The 19,513-nt window shown below is 42.2% G+C and carries 17 protein-coding genes; 14 read left to right on the top strand and 3 right to left on the bottom strand.

Annotation, left to right across the window (positions count from 1 at the left end):
• Nucleotides 1–170 precede the first annotated feature (170 nt).
• The 11 genes from AC1F2U_RS10575 to psb35 all read left to right on the top strand — a co-directional run bounded on the left by AC1F2U_RS10575 (nt 171) and on the right by psb35 (nt 12,579).
• Complete coding sequence (locus AC1F2U_RS10575) at nt 171–1,160, top strand: homogentisate phytyltransferase (protein ID WP_480261060.1); 990 nt, start codon at nt 171–173, stop codon at nt 1,158–1,160.
• A gap of 3 nt (nt 1,161–1,163) precedes the next feature.
• The gene (locus tag AC1F2U_RS10570; protein WP_480261059.1) at nt 1,164–1,637 is read left to right on the top strand and encodes a tetratricopeptide repeat protein; all 474 of its coding nucleotides are present in this window, start codon (nt 1,164–1,166) and stop codon (nt 1,635–1,637) included.
• Between the two features lie 432 nt (nt 1,638–2,069).
• Nucleotides 2,070–4,223, top strand: a complete 2,154-nt coding sequence (locus AC1F2U_RS10565) for a hybrid sensor histidine kinase/response regulator (protein WP_480261058.1) — start codon at nt 2,070–2,072, stop codon at nt 4,221–4,223.
• Between the two features lie 544 nt (nt 4,224–4,767).
• On the top strand, nt 4,768–5,994 hold the full coding sequence (locus AC1F2U_RS10560; RefSeq protein ID WP_480261057.1) for a tetratricopeptide repeat protein: 1,227 nt from the start codon (nt 4,768–4,770) through the stop codon (nt 5,992–5,994).
• 109 nt (nt 5,995–6,103) lie between these two features.
• Nucleotides 6,104–7,693 (top strand): uroporphyrinogen-III C-methyltransferase, encoded by a 1,590-nt coding sequence (gene cobA, locus AC1F2U_RS10555; protein WP_480261056.1) that lies wholly within the window; start codon nt 6,104–6,106, stop codon nt 7,691–7,693.
• A 49-nt stretch (nt 7,694–7,742) separates the two neighbouring features.
• Nucleotides 7,743–8,339: a dephospho-CoA kinase gene (gene coaE / locus AC1F2U_RS10550; RefSeq protein WP_480261055.1), complete on the top strand. Its 597-nt coding sequence runs from the start codon at nt 7,743–7,745 to the stop codon at nt 8,337–8,339.
• Between the two features lie 241 nt (nt 8,340–8,580).
• Nucleotides 8,581–8,886 carry a hypothetical protein gene (locus tag AC1F2U_RS10545; RefSeq protein ID WP_480261054.1) on the top strand — a complete coding sequence of 102 codons (306 nt, stop codon included), beginning with the start codon at nt 8,581–8,583 and terminating at the stop codon, nt 8,884–8,886.
• 539 nt (nt 8,887–9,425) lie between these two features.
• Nucleotides 9,426–10,580 (top strand): KamA family radical SAM protein, encoded by a 1,155-nt coding sequence (locus tag AC1F2U_RS10540; protein WP_480261053.1) that lies wholly within the window; start codon nt 9,426–9,428, stop codon nt 10,578–10,580.
• Between the two features lie 121 nt (nt 10,581–10,701).
• Nucleotides 10,702–11,088, top strand: a complete 387-nt coding sequence (locus tag AC1F2U_RS10535; protein ID WP_480261052.1) for an SET domain-containing protein — start codon at nt 10,702–10,704, stop codon at nt 11,086–11,088.
• A gap of 90 nt (nt 11,089–11,178) precedes the next feature.
• On the top strand, nt 11,179–12,168 hold the full coding sequence (locus AC1F2U_RS10530; protein WP_480261051.1) for a D-alanine--D-alanine ligase family protein: 990 nt from the start codon (nt 11,179–11,181) through the stop codon (nt 12,166–12,168).
• Between the two features lie 183 nt (nt 12,169–12,351).
• A complete protein-coding gene (gene psb35, locus AC1F2U_RS10525) occupies nt 12,352–12,579 on the top strand; it encodes a photosystem II assembly protein Psb35 (RefSeq protein ID WP_480261050.1) in 228 nt (75 codons plus the stop codon).
• A gap of 126 nt (nt 12,580–12,705) precedes the next feature.
• On the opposite strand, the gene AC1F2U_RS10520 is transcribed toward psb35, so the two are convergent.
• Entirely contained in the window at nt 12,706–13,146 is a 441-nt protein-coding gene (locus tag AC1F2U_RS10520; protein ID WP_069074674.1) for a Crp/Fnr family transcriptional regulator, read from the bottom strand.
• 593 nt (nt 13,147–13,739) lie between these two features.
• Here AC1F2U_RS10520 and AC1F2U_RS10515 point away from each other — a divergent pair.
• Together AC1F2U_RS10515 and AC1F2U_RS10510 are read left to right on the top strand one after the other, a co-directional pair.
• Nucleotides 13,740–14,414, top strand: coding sequence for a cadmium resistance transporter (locus AC1F2U_RS10515; RefSeq protein ID WP_480261049.1), 675 nt, complete (start codon nt 13,740–13,742; stop codon nt 14,412–14,414).
• Between the two features lie 239 nt (nt 14,415–14,653).
• Complete coding sequence (locus tag AC1F2U_RS10510) at nt 14,654–15,316, top strand: pentapeptide repeat-containing protein (protein WP_480261112.1); 663 nt, start codon at nt 14,654–14,656, stop codon at nt 15,314–15,316.
• An 865-nt stretch (nt 15,317–16,181) separates the two neighbouring features.
• On the opposite strand, the gene AC1F2U_RS10505 is transcribed toward AC1F2U_RS10510, so the two are convergent.
• Nucleotides 16,182–17,873 carry a SulP family inorganic anion transporter gene (locus AC1F2U_RS10505; RefSeq protein WP_480261048.1) on the bottom strand — a complete coding sequence of 564 codons (1,692 nt, stop codon included), beginning with the start codon at nt 17,871–17,873 and terminating at the stop codon, nt 16,182–16,184.
• Between the two features lie 254 nt (nt 17,874–18,127).
• Here AC1F2U_RS10505 and AC1F2U_RS10500 point away from each other — a divergent pair, with 254 nt between their 5' ends.
• Nucleotides 18,128–18,334 carry a hypothetical protein gene (locus AC1F2U_RS10500; RefSeq protein WP_480261047.1) on the top strand — a complete coding sequence of 69 codons (207 nt, stop codon included), beginning with the start codon at nt 18,128–18,130 and terminating at the stop codon, nt 18,332–18,334.
• Between the two features lie 102 nt (nt 18,335–18,436).
• Here the strand turns inward: AC1F2U_RS10500 and AC1F2U_RS10495 are convergent, their stop codons facing one another.
• The gene (locus tag AC1F2U_RS10495) at nt 18,437–19,456 is read right to left on the bottom strand and encodes an NADP-dependent oxidoreductase (protein ID WP_480261046.1); all 1,020 of its coding nucleotides are present in this window, start codon (nt 19,454–19,456) and stop codon (nt 18,437–18,439) included.
• Nucleotides 19,457–19,513 lie beyond the last annotated feature (57 nt).

Raw genomic sequence — 19,513 nt, 5'->3', positions numbered from 1 at the left:
GCGCAAGAAGTTATAAGTTTAGAATAACGTAGACGCTTCGGCTTGTCGCAGGCTACCGCAAAGGGCACGGAGAAGAAGAGTGAAAGCTCATTGATTCATGAAAGAAGTCTAATGACCAAATTCTGTGACAATGATTAACAACCAATCAGAATACTGTATTTAAGCTACTCATGAGCCAAAGTTCTCAAAACAGCCCTTTACCGGGCAAACCTGTTCAATCATATTTCCAGTGGTTATACGCCTTCTGGAAATTCTCTCGTCCTCACACAATTATTGGTACAAGTCTGAGTGTTTTGGGTTTATATTTAATTGCCATTGCTATAAATAGAGACGCGATTAATCATATCTCTACAGACACAATGAATAGCGTCTCTACCTATTCCCTACTCCCTGTCTTTGGTGCATGGATTGGTTGTCTGTGTGGCAATGTTTATATTGTGGGGCTGAATCAATTAGAAGATGTAGAAATTGACAAGATTAATAAGCCTCATTTACCCTTAGCGTCTGGTGAGTTTTCTCAGCAAACAGGGCAATTAATTGTCGCTTCTACTGGGATTTTGGCGCTGGTTGTGGCGTGGCTAACTGGCCCGTTTTTATTGGGCATGGTAGCAATTAGTTTGGCCATTGGTAGTGCTTATTCTTTACCGCCAATTCGCTTAAAACAGTTTCCTGTTTGGGCGGCGCTGTGTATTTTTTCGGTGCGCGGTACGATTGTGAACTTAGGTTTATATCTGCATTACAGTTGGGCGTTGCAACAAAGCCAAACAATTCCGCCTGTGGTATGGGTGCTAACGTTATTTATTTTGGTGTTTACCTTTGCGATCGCTATCTTTAAAGATATCCCCGATATGGAAGGCGATCGCCTCTACAATATTACTACTTTCACCATCAAACTTGGCCCTCAAGCTGTGTTCAATCTGTCTCTTTGGGTAATAACTGCCTGCTATCTGGGAATAATTCTGGTTGGGGTGCTAAACGTCGCCTCAGTTAACGCTATATTCTTGGTAGTTACTCATTTGGGACTGTTGGCTTGGCTGTGGTTGCGGAGTTTGACGGTAGACTTACAAGAGAAAAGTGCGATCGCTCAATTCTACCAATTTATCTGGAAACTCTTTTTTATGGAATATCTGATTTTTCCTATCGCCTGTCTTTTGGCTTAGACAATGCTAGAAACCTTTCCTACTAGTTCGATTATCGCTGCTGTTGTAGTTGTTCTGAGTCTGTCAATCCTTGGCTATTTCGCTTGGAAAACTTTGATAACCTCAGACTTGTTTCAAAAAGGTATCAATCTTGCCCAAGCAAAAGATTACCAAGGCGCAGAAGCAGCTTTTCGCAAAGTGATTTCCATCAACTCTACTAATGATGTAGTGCGCTTGTTTTTGGGAGATGTTTTAAACCAGCAAGGACAAGTAGAAGAAGCAACAGAATTATTTCGGGAAGTAATTCGCCGCAGTCCGAAAAATCCTGATGCTTACTTGCGTCTGGCGAATATCCTCATGCAGCAAGAGCGAGAAGAAGAAGCTAAAACTAACCTGATACAAGCTAAAGATTTATTACAAAAACAGCGCCAACCTGAAAAAGCTAAAAAAATCACTCAGCTGTTAGATAAAATGAGTGCTAAGTCAAGCGAATCTTAAGTTTAATGAGAATTGCAGAGATTAAGTTTTCCTGTTGTGTCTCCTAATTTTTTGCCATTCCCATCATTATGGTGAGAATGGTTTTTATTTGGTAACTTACTATTGTATACCATAATTATGTCCGCAAGTTCCACAAGTTTGACCGCTCTCTTCACAGCCCTTACAATTGCAATCGGATGCGCGACAAGCTCCATAACCACAATGAATTTATTTAGGCTTTAGAAGAGAAAATATTGGGAATCTTAAATGATTTATTTTTGCAAAACAGCAATGATCCTAACAGCCTTTTTGTTTTGTAAAGACATATTGTAGTCTCCTTAAGCAGTACAGAAATTAGATACACTGTATTACTAATATTTTGGTACTAGAATAGTATTTAAGCAAGTACAGAGATTTAATAGTAGATTTTATAGCTGAAACAATCAAGTGTTTATGTCAAATATAATATCAGAATTGTGGGCTAACTTTTTGACATCAGACTCATTTATTCCACATGGGCACTGCTATCTATGGCAAACGAATTTAGTTTGGTTACATATATTATCTGACGCATTCATTGCACTAGCTTATTATTCGATTCCAGCTACACTCTTCTACTTTGTCCGCAAGCGAAAAGATTTGCCCTTTGATTGGATTTTTCTACTATTTAGTGGATTTATCGTAGCTTGCGGTACCACTCATTTAATGGAGATTTGGACACTTTGGCATCCAATCTATTGGGTGTCGGGGTTTGTCAAAGCAGTAACTGCCACAATATCTGTAATTACAGCATTAGAGCTTATGCCTTTAGTTCCACAAGCATTGGCACTTCCTAGCTCTACTCAATTAGAACAGACAAATCAAGAACTTCAAACACAAATAAGCGAGCGCTTATGGGTAGAGGAGGAACTGCGAAAATACCAGAATCATCTCGAAGAAATGGTTGCTGTTCGCACCAATGAAATTACTAAGACTAACGAACAATTACAACAAGAAATTCTTGAACGTCAACGCATTTTAGAAATTCTCCGACAAAGCGAAGAACGCTACCGTTACTTGGCTGAGGCAATTCCTCAACTTGTTTGGACAACTAAACCTAACGGTGAATGCGATTTTTTTAATCAAAATTGGTGCGAATACACTGGGCTAACGTTAGAACAATCTTTGGGTTCTGGTTGGTTGGCTGCATTGCATCCAGATGACGTTCAAAGAGCTGATAAAGTCTGGTCTGATGCTGTCGAAAATAGCACTATGTATAACAACGAATATCGCTTTAAACGAGCTGCTGATGGCTCCTATCGTTGGCAGCTAGCGCGAGGTTTACCACTCAAAGATGAGCAAGGTTTTGTAGTCAAGTGGTTTGGAACCTGTACGGATATCCACGAACAAAAACAAATACTCGAAGAACGAGCGCACCTGCTGGAATTAGAACAAATAGCACGAGCGAAAGCAGAAACAGCCAATCGAATTAAAGATGAATTTTTAGCCGTCCTCTCTCACGAACTACGCACTCCACTCAACGCAATTCTCGGCTGGTCAAAGTTGTTGCAAACCCGCAGGTTAGACCAAAAAAAGACATCTGAAGCCCTAGCCACAATCGAGCGAAATGCTACCTTACAAGTTCAACTTATTGAGGACTTGCTGGATATTTCCAGAATTTTACAAGGCAAACTGACGCTGAATACTGCGAAAATTAACCTCAAGTCTACGGTATTGTCGGCACTGGAGACAATGCAGTTAGCAGCAGAAACAAAGTTGATTGAGGTGAATACAGTATTTGAACCGGGTGTGGGACAAATTATGGGCGACTCGACTCGTTTGCAGCAAGTCTTCTGGAATCTCCTTTCTAACGCAATCAAATTTACACCCAGAGGAGGAAAGGTAGAAGTGCGACTCCAGGAAACTGATGGCTATGCTCAAATAATCGTTAGCGATACGGGTAAGGGAATTAGCGCTGACTTTTTGCCATTCGTGTTTGATTACTTCCGCCAAGCAGATAGCACCTCTACGAGAAATTTTGGTGGATTAGGACTGGGATTAGCAATTGTGCGTAATATCATCGAAATGCATGGCGGCATCGTCAAAGCAGATAGCCACGGTGAGGGTCAAGGGGCAATATTTACTGTTAGCTTACCGCTTCTGCCAGATGCAAGTCCAAGGCTGACGGATGGACAAAATTACCCTGTATTCTTAGCTAGTAACTCCTTACCTCTGAATGGCATCAAGATTTTAGTTGTCGATGATGATACTGATTCACGAGATTTTGTTGCTTTTGTATTAGAGCAAGATGGGGCTTTTGTAATGGCAGTATCTTCCGCTGAAGAAGCATTACAAACTTTAGCAGAGGTCAAGCTAGATGTGTTGGTAAGCGATATTAGTATGCCCGATATGGATGGCTATATGTTAATACATGAAGTGAGAACTCGGACACCAGAACAAGGTGGGCAAATTCCAGCAATTGCCTTGACTGCCTTTGCGAGAAACGATGACCAAGAAAAAGCCCTCAAGGCTGGGTTTCAGATGCATTTATCCAAACCTCTTAACCCAGAAAAATTAATTGCAGCGATTGTTAAATTGATGGAAACAAAAGTGTCAGCAATTACTTAAAAAACGACTTTTTAGTTTTAATAAAGAACTATCTATTAGACTTTTTGCATCAATCAATGAGCTTTCAACCTAAATCCCTCTCCCAAGATTGGGAGAGGGACTTTGAAATGTCTATTCCCGCATTTCTCACAAGCTTATGAAGCGTTTGATAATGAGTAATAAGTAATGGGTAATGAGTAATAAGTAAAAGAGCAACAGGCGCAATACCAGTGCAAGAACTTGTACATTCTTACTCACTACTCATTACTCCTTACTCACTACTCATTACTCCTTACTCACTACTCATTACTCCTTACTCACTACTCATTACTCCTGCATTCGAGGTGTGGTGAGAAATCCGGGTATTGTGTACAAATAGACATTTATATGAGATTACACTTGTATCAAGTTAGCTTAATCACTTATAATTCCTGCTATAACTCCGCCAAAGCTACGCTTTTGCTCCCCGAATAGCAAGTAAGGAAGGGCTGAGATGGGGTATTTTTCTGATGGCAATTAACCGAACTTGATATTAGATGTAAACCAAGCAGGTAAGGTAAGAAAAATGCTGAAAAACAAGAATTTACTGGTAGCAGCTATTATCTGCTTGTGTTTGAGTAATGGAAATACTGCCTTTGGTCAAAATGTTGGCGTTATTTTAGCAAAAATTCAAAATACTCAGTCCGCAGTTATTCGGAACAAAAACGCAGTTGCTAACTTCGAGCAAGGAAGCAATCTCTATAAACAGGGAGATTTAAAAGGAGCGGAGGCGGCTTTTCGGAAGGCAATTGAACTAGAACCCAATTTTGCACAAGCTTATATTGCCTTGGGAAATACTCTCGACGATCGAGGGAAACCACAAGAAGCGATCGCTCAATACAATAAAGCCATTAGTCTCGATCCTCAAGACTCTAGAGCATATTTTAATCTGGGTTTGACTTTAGCAAGACTGAATCAATTAGAACCTGCGATCGCCCAATATCAGAAAGCCATTAGCCTTGAACCCAAGTATGCTGAAGCTCACTATAACTTAGGAAATGCTCTCTACGCTCAAGGCAAGCTAAAAGAAGCAGTTACCGAATATACAGCAGCTATTCGTCTAAAACCAGATTATGCGCCGACTTACACCCGTTTAGGAAATGCTCTCTACGATCGAGGTGAGCTAGCAGAAGCAGTTACCCAGTATAAAAAATCTATTAGCTTCGATCCTAAGTATGCAGACGCTTACTATTACTTAGGAAACGCCTTGTACGCTCAAGCAAAGCCAGCAGAAGCAATCGCCAACTATACCGAAGCCATTCGCCTCGCTCCGAAAAATCCAGCAGGTTATAATGCCTTGGGAAATACTCTCTACGCTCAAGGCAAACTAGAAGAAGCGATCGCACATTACAAAAAAGCCATCAGCTTCGCTCCCAACTATGCAGACGCTCATTATAATTTAGCAAGTGCTTTTTACGCTCAAGGCAAGCTCACAGAAGCAATTGCCAACTATACCGAAGCGATTCGTCTCGATCCCAAACACGCACAAGCTTACACAGGTTTAGGAAATGCGATGGACGATCGAGGTAAACCTCAAGAAGCGATCGCACATTACAAAAAAGCCATTAGCCTTGTACCTAACGATGCATTCACTTACTATAATTTGGGAATCACTTTGGGAAGACAACAACAGCCAAAAGAAGCGATCGTTAATCTCACAAAAGCCAGAGAATTATTCCAAGCTGAGAAAAACAAGGAAATGGTTGAGCAAGTCGATCGGCTAATCCAAAAAATTAATACCCAGGCGAATTGAATCAAGGGCATGGGGCATGAGGAGCAGGGGAGCAGGGGAGCAGAGGAGCAGAGGAGCAGAGGAGCAGGGGAGCAGGGGAGAATAATTAATGACAAATGACAAATGACAAATGACAAATGACAAAGGCAAAGTCTACCTCGTAGGTGCTGGGCCTGGAGATGCAGCATACCTGACAGTAAAAGCTTACAATCTCTTAGCTACTGCTCAAGTGTTAGTCTACGATGCTTTAGTAGATGCTCAATTATTGCAGTGCGTACCAGATGATTGCCTAAAGTTAGATGTTGGCAAACGCGGTGGCAAACCCAGTACAAGCCAAGCAGAGATTAACAAGTTACTGGTAAAGCACTGTCTGCAAGGAAAACAAGTTATACGGCTCAAATCAGGCGATCCGTTGATTTTTGGGCGTTGCACTTCCGAAATTGAAGCCTTGAAAGCATCCGGTTGTGATTTTGAACTAGTACCAGGAATTTCCTCAGCCCTTGCAGCACCTTTGTTGGCAGGAATTCCTTTAACAGATCCGGTGTTAAGCCGCACTTTTGCAGTGCTTACAGCTCACGAACCAGAGATTTTAGACTGGGAGGCGCTGTCACGTTTAGAGACACTGGTAATTTTGATGGGAGGGCAACATCTACGAGAGATTGTAGATCGACTGGTGCGGCATGGGCGATCGCACTTAACACCCATTGCCATCATCCGTTGGGCAGGAACTCCCGATCAACAAATTTGGACAGCGCAACTAGGCAATATTCTGGAACAAACCGCCGGATTATCCCTTTCCCCAGCAGTAATTGTGATTGGCGAAGTTGTTGGGCTACGCAAGTACTTACAACCTGAGAAAATAGATTGTCAGGTTTCTACTACAGGCAAAACTTTTAGCCCCCCTGCTATGTCAAGCAATTTCTCCCTATCTCCCCTTACTGGTAAAATGATCTTGGTGACACGTTCAGTTGGCCAATCGAGTCAATTTAGCGATCGCCTCATTGCATCAGGTGCAACAGTCATCGAAATGCCTACCTTAGAAATCGGCCCCCCCTCCAGTTGGGAAGCTTTGGATAATGCGATCGCTCATTTATCTGACTTCGATTGGTTAATTCTTACTTCTACCAATGGCATAGACTACTTTTTTGAAAGGCTAACTACCCAAGGGAAAGATAGCCGTGCCTTAGCTGGCATCAAAATTGCCGTCGTTGGTGAGAAAACAGCCCAAAGTCTCAAACAACGCTCTCTGCAAGCAGATTTTATTCCCCCCAGCTTTGTTGCCGATTCTTTAGTGGAAAATTTCCCAGATAAATTAGATGGTAAAAAGGTGTTATTTCCCAGAGTTGAAAGCGGTGGCAGAGAAGTTTTAATCAAGGAATTAACTCTCAAGGGAGCAAAGGTGATAGAAGTTGCGGCATATCAATCTTGTTGTCCTAGTAGTATTCCACCTGCGGCAAAGTTAGCTCTCCAAAACCGCAAGGTAGATGCGATCGCCTTTGCCAGTTCTAAAACTGTACAATTTTTTTGTCAACTTACTAATAGTATATTTTCCAACAACTCTGATGCTAGCCAATTATTAGAGGGAGTTTGTATTGCCTCTATCGGCCCCCAAACCTCTAAAACTTGCCATGATTTATTCGGACGTGTGGATGTAGAAGCCGAAGAATACACTTTAGATGGTTTAACCCAAGCACTGATCGCATGGGCGACAAATTCTTAGATGAGGGAGCAGGGGAGCAGAGGAGCAGGGGAGCAGGGGAGAATGACAAATGACAAAACGTATAATCGGCTTAACTGGAGGTATTGCCACAGGCAAAACTACTGTCACTAATTATTTAGCTAGCACTTATAACCTGCCGATTTTGGATGCAGATATTTATGCTAGAGAGGCAGTATCTTTAGGTTCGCCTATTTTGGGTGCGATCGCAGGGCGTTACGGCGAACAAATTTTACTACCAGATGGCAGCCTCAACCGCCAAAAGTTAGGCGAAATTATCTTTAATCGTCAAGATGAACGCAACTGGATAGACAATTTGATTCATCCTGATGTGCGCGATCGCTTTCTCAAAGCAATTGCTCAGTCTTCGTCACAAATACTGGTGTTAGTAGTGCCTCTATTATTTGAAGCTGGGATGACTGATTTGGTAACAGAAATCTGGGTAGTGCGTTGTTCTCAAGAGCAACAACTACAAAGATTGATACAACGAAACTATTTAAATACAGAACAGGCACGAGCCAGGATTAACAGCCAATTGTCCATCGAAGAAAAAGTGGCTCATGCAGATGTCGTTTTAGATAACTCTTCTACCCTAGAAATACTACTGAAGCAGATAGATGTAGCTCTAGCTACGACAAGTAGTGACTAAATTATATTGATATTAAAATATATACATATATGACATTTTCAAGACATAAAAAGCTTATTAATTAATACTAGATAGTTAAGCAAAAAACTTATATCTCACCAAATATTGTCTAACAGTTAGGTGATTTTACAGTTGAATCTGCGGTTAAGAATACTGTAAATTTAAAAAAATGGCTTTTAAATAAATTATAAGTTCTATTTTCCAAATGTTTTTAAGTGCCTTCTCTTCAATCATAATAGGTATGAACTTAAGTTTTAGTTTTTTAAATAAATTAGCTCTGGTTATTTCTCCAGTAACAGAATTAAAACAAAAGAATAAAATCCATGATTACAGACAACAAGTTTGTGGAGGCGACTACATATTTGAGCGCCTCAATGAAGGAACAATCGGGTACATGACTGGAGTAGGGAAAAGCATTAAAGCTTGCGATCGCATTATTTTACGAGAAGGTTGTGAATCTTATCAATATCAAGTTGAAGAAATTGATTATTACTCCGCTCCATCTGATATGTGGATAGCTTTACTCAAGCAAATACCGAATGACTAAATATTAAAGTTAACCAGTTGCTTCAATTCTAGAGTTCAATACAGTTCAGAATTTCGAGTATATTAGACTTCTTGCAGAAGTGGGGGAAAGGGGAAGGGTTAAAGGGAAAAGGGATGGAATTTCCCCTTTAACCTTTAACCTTTCCCCAACATCTTGGCATTTGTTACTTTTGCAAGATGTATATTGTCTTCTTGGCACAATCGCTAGCCCAACAGTAATCAAATGCGATCTAGCTGGCTGCATTATTTACACAAGTTGTATGAGCGATCGCTATTATCACAGCAGAAGTAGATCGTGTATAGAAAAAATACTTGTCGTAAACCTGAAAGTAGATTTTTTTATTTTACCTAAAAATCTAAGTAAACATACTAATACACTGTGACAAAAATTTGCTTACCTTTAACAAGGGACTTGAGTAGGGGCAATTCATGAATTGCCCCTACTTGTCTGCTTGCTTAATTGAGATGGTAGCTGGATTTGCGCCGCACTCTGTTAGGCTGTGATTGGTTTATTATTCTCAGCTTAATTTCGGTCTAATCATGATCAAAAACACTACTCTAGATCCTCTAGTAACTGATATTCGGTGTGAAGAAATTTGTCAGATTTTGGGAGAGACTTACAACCAAGAACGCTGGAACGATTGGCGCTGGCAAATGCGGCATCGGTTGACTAAGCTGGAACACTTTCAGAAGTTATTAAGGCTTAGTGCTACCGAAGAACAGGGACTTTTAATTGCACCAGAGAAGTTTGCTGTAGCCGTAACTCCATATTTTGCATCGCTACTCGATCCAGAAGATTCCCTTTGCCCGCTACGGTTACAAGTGATACCACGGCAAGAAGAACTAATAGTTAGTCCAGCAGACATGGTAGATCCATGCGGTGAGGATGGCGACACTCCAGTACCAGGACTCGTACACCGCTATCCCGACCGAGTGTTGCTGCTTGCTCTAGATAGTTGTGCTGCTTATTGTCGTTACTGCACCCGCTCTCGTTTGGTGAGCCAAGGTGAGATGTACCCAGTAACACGGCGGTTGGATGCGATCGCCGCTTACCTGGAGGAACACACCGAGATCCGTGACGTGCTAATTTCCGGTGGCGATCCTCTTTTGATGGCTGATGAACCTTTAGACAACCTGCTTAGGCGGCTGCGTGCCATTAAGCATATTGAATTTATCCGCATTGGTTCGCGCGTGCCGAGTTTTTTACCGCAACGAATTACACCAGAACTGGTTGCCTTGCTTCGTAAACATCGTGTCTGGCTATCTGTGCACTTTTGTCATGTGCAGGAACTTACCCCAGAAGTCGCACAAGCTTGCGATCGCCTCGCTGATGGCGGCATTCCTTTAGGCAGTCAAACCGTGCTGTTAAAAGGTGTGAATGATTCTGAAAAAGCCCTGAAAAATCTGTTTCACGGTCTTCTGAAGCTGCGTGTGCGACCTTATTATCTTTATCAATGCGACCCAGTTGTTGGGACTGCACATCTGCGAACGAGTGTGCAAACTGGGCTTGATTTAATTTCTAAATTACGCGGTCATACTACTGGCTACGCTGTACCAACCTATGTAATTGATGCCCCTGGTGGTGGTGGCAAAGTCCCGATTCAAGCTGAGACTCTAGTTGCTTATGAGAATGGTACAGCTACAGTGCAAAACTGGGCAGGTAAGACGTACACCTATGTAGATCCAGTGGAGTAGGGCTGATGCTATCTATATATAATATGTGAGTCGATCGCCATCATCTAAGAGAGCCAGTCGGGATGGTTGTGTTGGATGATGGCGAATCAAAAAACTAAGTAATCGCAGGAGAGTAGTTGGAATGTTGATTGTGGGTAATACCAACCTAAAAGGTCGAGGTGTCTTCGCACAGAAGCGCTTTTTCAAAGGAGAGATCGTTGAGAGAGTGCCAGTTGTTGTTATACCCGCAGACCAGCTTGAATTCCTAGATAAAACAATTTTAGGCAACTATTACTACGATTGGGAAGATAAAGCTGCGGCGATCGCTCTAGGTTTATCTTCCTTGATCAACCATTCCTACAATCCCAATACTTATTATGTGAAAAAATTCGCTGACCGAGAGTTGGATCTGATTGCCTACCGAGATATAGAAGTGGGAGAAGAAATTACTGCTAACTACAACGGTTCTCCTGATGATAAATCTCCTATATGGTTTGATGTTGTTGATGAGATATTTTCACTTAATTAAGGATTTAGTAATCGAAATTCTTTAATTAAGACACCTAATTTGTACATTAAAGCTAACAGAGAAAGCTTTCTCACTGGGAATTATCGGGCTATGGGGTTATTTATTGGTCTGTGTTATGACTTGAAGGCGGACTATCTTCAGGCTGGTTTCAGTGCCTCAGAGGTGATGGAGTTCGACGATGAAGAAACCATCATCGGGCTAGAAACTGCATTATTGCAGTTAGGTCATCAGGTTGAACGTGTCGGTAATGGTAGAGAACTTGCTCTGCGTTTGGCAAAAGGCGATCGCTGGGATCTGGTTTTCAATATTGCTGAGGGTTTAAAGGGTCGTTCTCGTGAAGCTCAAGTCCCGGCAATCTGCGAATTATTCGCTCAACCTTACACCTTTTCCGATCCGCTTACCTGCGCCCTGACGTTAGACAAAGCACTAACTAAGAGAGTAGTGCGCGATCGCGGTTTGCCAACAGCCCCCTTTGAGGTCGTGAATACTACCGCAGAAGCAGCGGCTGTGTCGCTACCAATGCCACTTTTCCTTAAGCCTATGGCGGAAGGCAGTTCTAAAGGGGTAACTGGGCGTTCTCTTGTCAAAGAACATCAGGAGCTAGTAAATGCTTATCAAGTGTTACACGAACTTTTTCAGCAACCAATACTCGTGGAAACCTTTCTTCCTGGTAGAGAAGTAACAGTAGGCATTATTGGCAACGGTAGCAACTCACGGGTAGTAGGTGTGATGGAAGTAATTTTTACAGGACAAGTAGAAGCTTTCGCCTACACCACCCTCAATAAAGATGAGTATTTGGAACGAGTATCTTATCGTTTGCTCATAGATCCCGAACCACTGGCAGCACAGGCAAGGCAACTGGCGCTGGATGCTTACCATACTCTTGGTTGCCGTGACACTGCCCGCGTGGATCTGCGCTGCGATCCTAGCGGTGTGTTGCAGTTTATGGAGGTTAACCCATTGCCAGGGCTACATCATATCCGCTCAGACTTGCCAATTATGGGACGTTTGGGTAGTATGACCTATACAGAAATCATTGCTGAAATAGTCGAGTCTGCATGGCAAAGATATAAATGCTGAAGAAGAGGCAGTGGGGAAGGCTAGCAGGTGCAACAAACCTATACCTGTCAGCGACCTCCCCCTCCCCTCTGCCCTTTTTTATGCAATATGAAGTTGCTCAAACTAAACTACAGAGGGATGTTAGGTGATACGCTCATCTTATAGGGTGTTCAATAGTGTTACCTAACTGTGGAGAATATACTCATGAATTTATTATTTATGCAAACAGCAGCACCAGCTATAGATGCTGCCCCTCATTTTCCTGTTGCTTTTACCTTGGTGTATGTCGTTGGTTTTGTTGCCGCTGTCACCATTGGGTCAATAGCTTGGTACAACTCGAAACGCCCCGCAGGTTGGGAAAGCAAAGAACGTCCTGATTTTGTGCCTAAAGTTGATAAAGAAGAAACTCCGGGTCTGGGTGAACCTAAATAATAAGCAGTGATGAGTGCTGAGTTTAATAATCAAACTTACAGCAGTTTTCATTTATTTTGAACCACATTTTACATTATCCAGAAGCCTTGTAGAGACGTAGTAGTGCTACGTCTCTATATTTGTGTATTAACTCCGCAAAGAGGTTACATTCATATCGTCGTTCAATCTGCGAATCAGACGGGATAACTCACGAATGATATTCACTGCAATTTCGGGAGTTTCTTCGATCGCATCATATAATTGCTCTTGCGTCAGTTCTAAAAATTCACAAGGTTCTAGAGTCGTGGCAGTGGCAGATCGAGGTTGAGTATCGAATACTGCCATTTCACCAAAATATTTTCCCTGTTCCACCTCTGCCAACTGTTTATTCCCAATGTGAACTTTAACTCGACCGGAGACGACAATATAGAGCGATCGCCCTTCTTCTCCCTGTCGAAAGATGGTGTAATTAGCTGGAAATGACAATTCGTTCATCACTGAAGTGAGCCGCACAATAAAATCATCCCGCAATTCCTTAAAAATCGGGACTCGCCGGACAAATAATAAACGGTCAACACTGGTTAGCATAATTACAAGTTAAAAATTCAACATTACTGAACATCTCAAAACTGAAGTCAGAGGGCGATTAGTCATATTACCGATGTTGAATGCTAGCCGTCAAGGATATCCGAGCCTTTACCATCTGATAAGGGTTCTCTTCAATAAGAGCGATGCCTACGGCGGTAAACTATGCATAGAAGTTTCTCAAACAATAGCTCAGTATTCAATACTACTCGTTTTGTGCATTTTGAACTCAGAATTTAGTTTAGGGAAAAGTTAAAGGTTTTTTCTTTCCGTTTTTCCTCATGAGTGTCAAAGAGTATAAGTATAGTAAAATTGTCAATCACCTTTATTTATCATTTTAAAAAACAAGAGTATTTGCTCTTATTTGGCTGAAAGCCATAATATTGACTTCATGAGCTCCCAAGGTACCTTGCTGAGAAAAAAATCACCAATTTGATTGGAGGCGATGCCTCTAAAAATTGGGTAATTGGCTGATAAACAACGATTATCGATTGGTTGTCGTTAGAAAAACAGTCACAAAATCTCCTAACCTGCCCTCAGATCGAGAAGCAGAGAGGACTAAGACAAACAGCATTGAATTACTGTGAGCAACAATTATGGCTTGGCTAATTAGTACATTATTGATTGGAATCTCTGTCGCTTTTGCAACTACCTTTGACGACAACTTATATTTGACAGCTTTCTTCGGGAAAGTCAATCGTAACTTTCGTCCTAAGCATATTGTTATCGGTGAATTTTTGGGATTTACTACCTTAGTATGTGCTAGTCTCCCTGGTTTCTTCGGTGGTCTGCTCATTCCCAGCAGCTGGATTGGTTTACTAGGTTTACTTCCCATCACCATTGGTATCAGTAATCTCATCAGTCGAGAAGAGGAAGGAGAAACAGTGCAAGCAGTGTCAGTTGACTTAAACTCTCCGGTAAAATCTGGACGCCAGAAGAAATCACTATTCGCAACCATCCGCGATCCTCAAACTTACCGTGTTTCTGCTGTCACCATTGCCAATGGAGGAAACAACATTGGAATTTATGTACCGTTGTTTGCTAGTAGTAATCTTCCAAGTTTGGGCGTAATTGTCTGTGTTTGCTATTGCAGTATTGGGATGTGGTGCTTACTCTCTTACAACCTGACTCGTAATCCTCTGATGACTCCCGTTTTAACTCGCTATGGTCGCAAAATCTTCCCCTTTGTCTTAATTTACTTGGGACTTTCTATCTTAATTAAAAGTGAAACATATCGACTTTTACCTAGTCTGGCAATGCTTGGGAACTAGCATGAGGCGATCGCTCCCCTCCAGTGGACGCTCCACGCGATCGCAATTCTTGATATAAGCAAACAAATCAGCGATCGTTTCCCATCCAAAAAGATTTATTAATCACTTGAAGTTATCAATATGAATAACAATAATATTTGCTCTTATCAATCAACTTATCTAAAGTGAAAATAAAGCACATTATCGATGGCTCTTATAAAAGCAAGCGCACCAATAGGAATCAGATTATGAAGGAACTAATGAATCAATCAAACTTTAAAAAATTAACTCAGTGGCTCGTAAAAGCAGTATTTCTGGTAGTTGTAGCGGGATTTACTCTGCTTATCCAGCCCAGCGCTAAAGCACAAACACTAACACCATCCATACCTACGGAATCTGAACTAGCTCCAGTTGAATTACCAATGGAGTCTGTAACAGCACCAGCACCAGCAACATCTCCAGTTGTATCACCAGCACCAGTCATATCACCGATTGTATCGCCAATAGTGTCTGTAGCAGATAACGTTAGGCATTTATTACAAACCAATGAATGTGTCGGCTGTAACCTTGCTGGAGCAATGTTAAAGGATGCAAACCTGCAAGCGGCAAACTTGGAAGGTGCTAACTTACAAAATGCAGACTTAGAAAGGGCTAACTTGCAGCAAACAAACTTACAAGGGGCTAACTTTCAAGGAGCAGATTTAGGCAAGGTAAACCTTTGGGGAGCAAACTTGGTCGGAGCAAACCTTTTTGATGCAGACCTAGAAAAAGCCAACCTCTTGGGAGCCAATCTGCAAACCGCTAACCTACAAAACGCAGACTTGGAAAATACAAATCTGACAAATGCAAACATCCAGGGAGCTAACCTGATGGGCGTTGATTTGGAAGATGCAATCAGACCGGAAGGATTTGCTATTCGGTAATTAAACTGAAGTTCTCCATACAAGTTTTCTAAAAAACCTTAAAAGCCTGATTCAATAATGAATACAGGCTTTATTTTAATATTTATAAGGTCGCCGCGATCGCTTCGGTTGCCACGGTTTTAATGATATAAAGCGTGTTTTATATCATGTCCGGGTAATTGTTATAGCGTTTCTCTGCTCTTGTGAGGTAGAAGAACCCCACCTCTTATATCATGTCCGGTTAAAGACTTATCATTAAGACCGCAGAGGCGCAGAGGAGCAGAGGGGAGGGGTTTTTGGGCTTTCTGCATAGATTTAGGAATTATACCTAATTAGTCGGACATGATATTAATCCCCTCTCCACAAGCCTACGATGTACACCAAGTATGACCAACATAGGTTTCAACTCTTCTAGTAGTTTCGTAGGGTGCGTTATGGATACACCAAAATAACAAATGAGTACTCCGAAATAACAAATGAGTACTCCGAAATAACAAATGAGTACTCCGAAATAACAAATGAGTACTCCGAAATAACAAATGAGTACTCCGAAATAACAAATGAGTACTCCGAAATAACAAATGAGTACGCCGAAATAACAAATGCGTACGCCGAAATAACAAATGAGTACGCCGAAATAACAAATGAGTACGCCGAAATAACAAATGCGTAGATTTAGCTTTGTCACGCCACCGTAACCCACTGCAAATCTTTAGTAGATGAAGTTTTTCTGACTTGTGTGTACACCGTAGGCTCTTCGGGAGCAAAGACGAAGCGCAGCTTTGGCGGGGTGGGGTTCTTCGGGTTTAATAAGTAATCAAGAATCAAGCGGACATAATATTACTTCTGAATTCGACAGTTCTGACTCCTGAATTCTGCTGTATTATCAGTCAATTAATTCTAATTCCAGCAATTCTTTTGTTTTCAAATCAGCTGCTACAGGTTGAGAACATGCAATCTGAGGAGAGATAGAGCAAATCGCCTCTGTGGTTGTTTCAAAACAATTTGATAACCCAATTGTTTTTAACAATCCTGTACGTTCTAGTAATTGTTGGACTTCAGGTTGTAAACCTGTGAGAATTAAGCGGCAATTGTGGCGTTCCAAGTCATGATAAATATCTTCTAGGGCTACCAATCCAGTTGTGTCCATATTTGGTACAAACCGCAACCGGAGAATTAAATACTTTACTTCCGGTTCATCGCGGAGGAAGGTAGCAAATCGTTCAGCAGCACCAAAAAATACGGGGCCATCTACCCGATAAACGGCGATTTCTTTACCTAATTCCAGAGGAGTACCAGGGGGAAATACTTCGGTTTCAGGTATTTTGGCTAGGCTCAATTCGCTCATCCGTTTGATGAACAAGGCTCCGGCTGCAATCAATCCCACTTCGACAGCGAGAACTAAGTCAAACAAGATTGTCACTAGCCAGGTGAGAATCATTACAGCAAAGTCGGAGTAGGTAGCACGCATCAATAAACCAATGGCTTCCCACTCAACCATCCGCACACTAACCACCATTAAAATCCCAGCAAGTGCTGCTAAAGGAATCTGGGCTGCTAGGGGTGCTAAAGTTAAAACGATTATGGCTAAGGCAACACCGTGAATTACCCCAGATAGTCGGGTTTTGCCGCCAGAACGGACATTCACAGCAGTTCGAGCGATCGCACCTGTGGCGGGGATGCCCCCAAAAAATGGCACAATCATATTAGCCAAACCTTGACCAATTAATTCGCGATCGCTATTATGTTTCTCGCTGACAGTCATGCCATCAGCCACCACCGCCGATAACAAAGATTCAATACTTCCCAGTGCAGCTAAAGCCAAAGCCGGGTTAATTAGTTCTCGAATCACGCTAAAATCATTCCAGTGCGGAATACCTTGAGGCATCGGTAAAGATTGAGGAATAGTGCCAATTGTTGGTACATTCAGATGGAAAGCAGAAGCGATCGCTGTTGCTAACACCAGTCCCACTAAAGAACCTGGTATTGTCGTATTGATCCTCGGCCATAAAAAATTAGTTGCAATTACCACAACTGCTAAGGCAACTGCTGCCCAATTAAGAGCTTCTACATGAGTTAGACTTTGCCAAAGTCCTGGCAAAAAATGTTCGCTACGCGGTAATTTTAAACCAAAGAAATTATTTAACTGACCACAAAAAATAATCACGGCAATACCATTAGTAAAACCTGCCGTTACCGGATAGGGAATAAACTTGACTAACTGTCCAAGTTTGGCAACCCCCAAGGCAATTTGGATAATTCCAGCCATCACCCCAGCAATCCAAACTTTCTCAAGGCCGTACTTGGCGACAATTCCCACCAAAACCACAGCCATTGCACCTGTTGGCCCTGTAATCTGTACTGAGGAACCACCAAAAATTGCGGCGACAATTCCCGCCACAATCGCGGTGTAAAGTCCCGCCTTTGGTTCCACACCACTGGCCACCGCAAAAGCTAAAGCCAAAGGCAATGCCACCACCGCTGCTGTTAGTCCTCCCGTCAAATCGCCACGCAGTCCACCGAACAAGCTACCCAGCCGCAAAAGCTGTGGTTCTTTGAGGATATTAGATGTTGCCATATCGTCATTTTCAACTCTTATACACAATTTGCTGAAGCACACACAAATGTTATTCCATCTTTTCGGTAGATTTCATCAGGGTTGTTGAAAATTCCCTGATTGCGTATGGGTTTTGGTTCAAGTTAGCCTATTTGCTGATTAATAAAAGCGCAGGTTCGCTTGACATAATGAATATAGTATGTACTGTCCGGTTAAAAACGTATCATATTGAAAATGCCAAACTCTATTCTGAGCTACGCGCGAGCGAAAGTCGAATGACTCAATTTTTAGAAGCGATTCCATTAGTTCAAACGCTAGTGCCGAAATTAGCACACCAGCACCAAAAGCCATATTGGACAGGCAAACTAATTTTCATTTTGTTTATGTGGATGGGACGAGTAGAAATTATTCCAGTGATGGTTCTGTTTGCTACGTTTTTACGTCCCATGAGGCAAGTAATTCAGATTAAAACTGGGCATTAACAATAACTGAACAATTCGCAGTTTACAATGACGCTTCTACGTCGCTACCGCTACGAAGAGAGCAATTGCGGACGTAATTGATAATTGATTCAAAAAGTATGCTTATCGTGTCGGATCGTCGCTGACTTGAACAATCAGCTTGCCGAAGTTTTTCCCTTGTAGTAAGCCTATGAAGGCGTGCGGGGCGTTTTCCAGTTTCTCTACAACATCTTCCTTATACTTGAGCTTACCTTCTTGCAACCACCCAGAAACATCTTTGACAAACTCTGCCTGCCGATGTTGGTAATCACCCACAAGAAATCCTTTGATTAACGCCCGTTTAACCAACAATGGCATTAAATTAGGGCCAGGAGGAGAATTTTCGGCGTTATACTGCGAGATTAAACCAACTAATGGGATTCTTGCTCCTTGATTAATCTGCTGCAACACCACTTCTAGAATAGGGCCAGCTGTATTGTCAAAGTAAACATCGACTCCGTTTGGACAAGCGGCTTTTAGGGCTGAACTCAGGTCTTGAGTTTTACGGTTAATACAGGCATCAAACCCTAATTCTTTCACCACATAATCGCATTTTGCATCACTCCCAGCCACTCCTACCACCCGACAGCCTTTGAGTTTGGCAATTTGACCTGCTACAGAACCGACCGCGCCAGAGGCAGCAGAAACAACAACCGTTTCGCCAGCCTTGGGTTGCCCAACATCAAGCAGAGCAAAATATGCCGTCATTCCGGGCATTCCCGTTACGCCCAACGCATAGGAGATGCGAGCTTGATTGGGGTCAAGCTTACGCAATGTTTCGCCTTTCGATATGGCATAGGCTTGCCAGCCGTCATAACCAAGCACAAAATCTCCGGTTGAGAATTGGGGATGGTTAGATTTCATCACTTGGCTAACTGTGCCACCGACCATTACAGACCCCAGTTCTGCTGGAGCAGCATAAGACTCGCGATCGCTCATCCGACCGCGCATATAAGGGTCAAGGGACAGGTAGATCGTCCGATTGAGAACTTCACCTTCCCCTGGTTCTGGAATTGGTGTTTCGACAAGGGCAAAGTCGCTCTCTTTCGGTTCTCCAACCGGACGGCTTTGGAGTAAGATTTGTTGGTTAATTGAACTAGTCATTGGTTGTGCCTGCTTATTTGCTCGTTTTTTCTATCAAAACTACAAGTCGTTTTGAAA

Source organism: Nostoc sp. LEGE 12454 (assembly GCF_056620565.1).
This window is presented reverse-complemented; position numbering and strand designations above follow the sequence as displayed.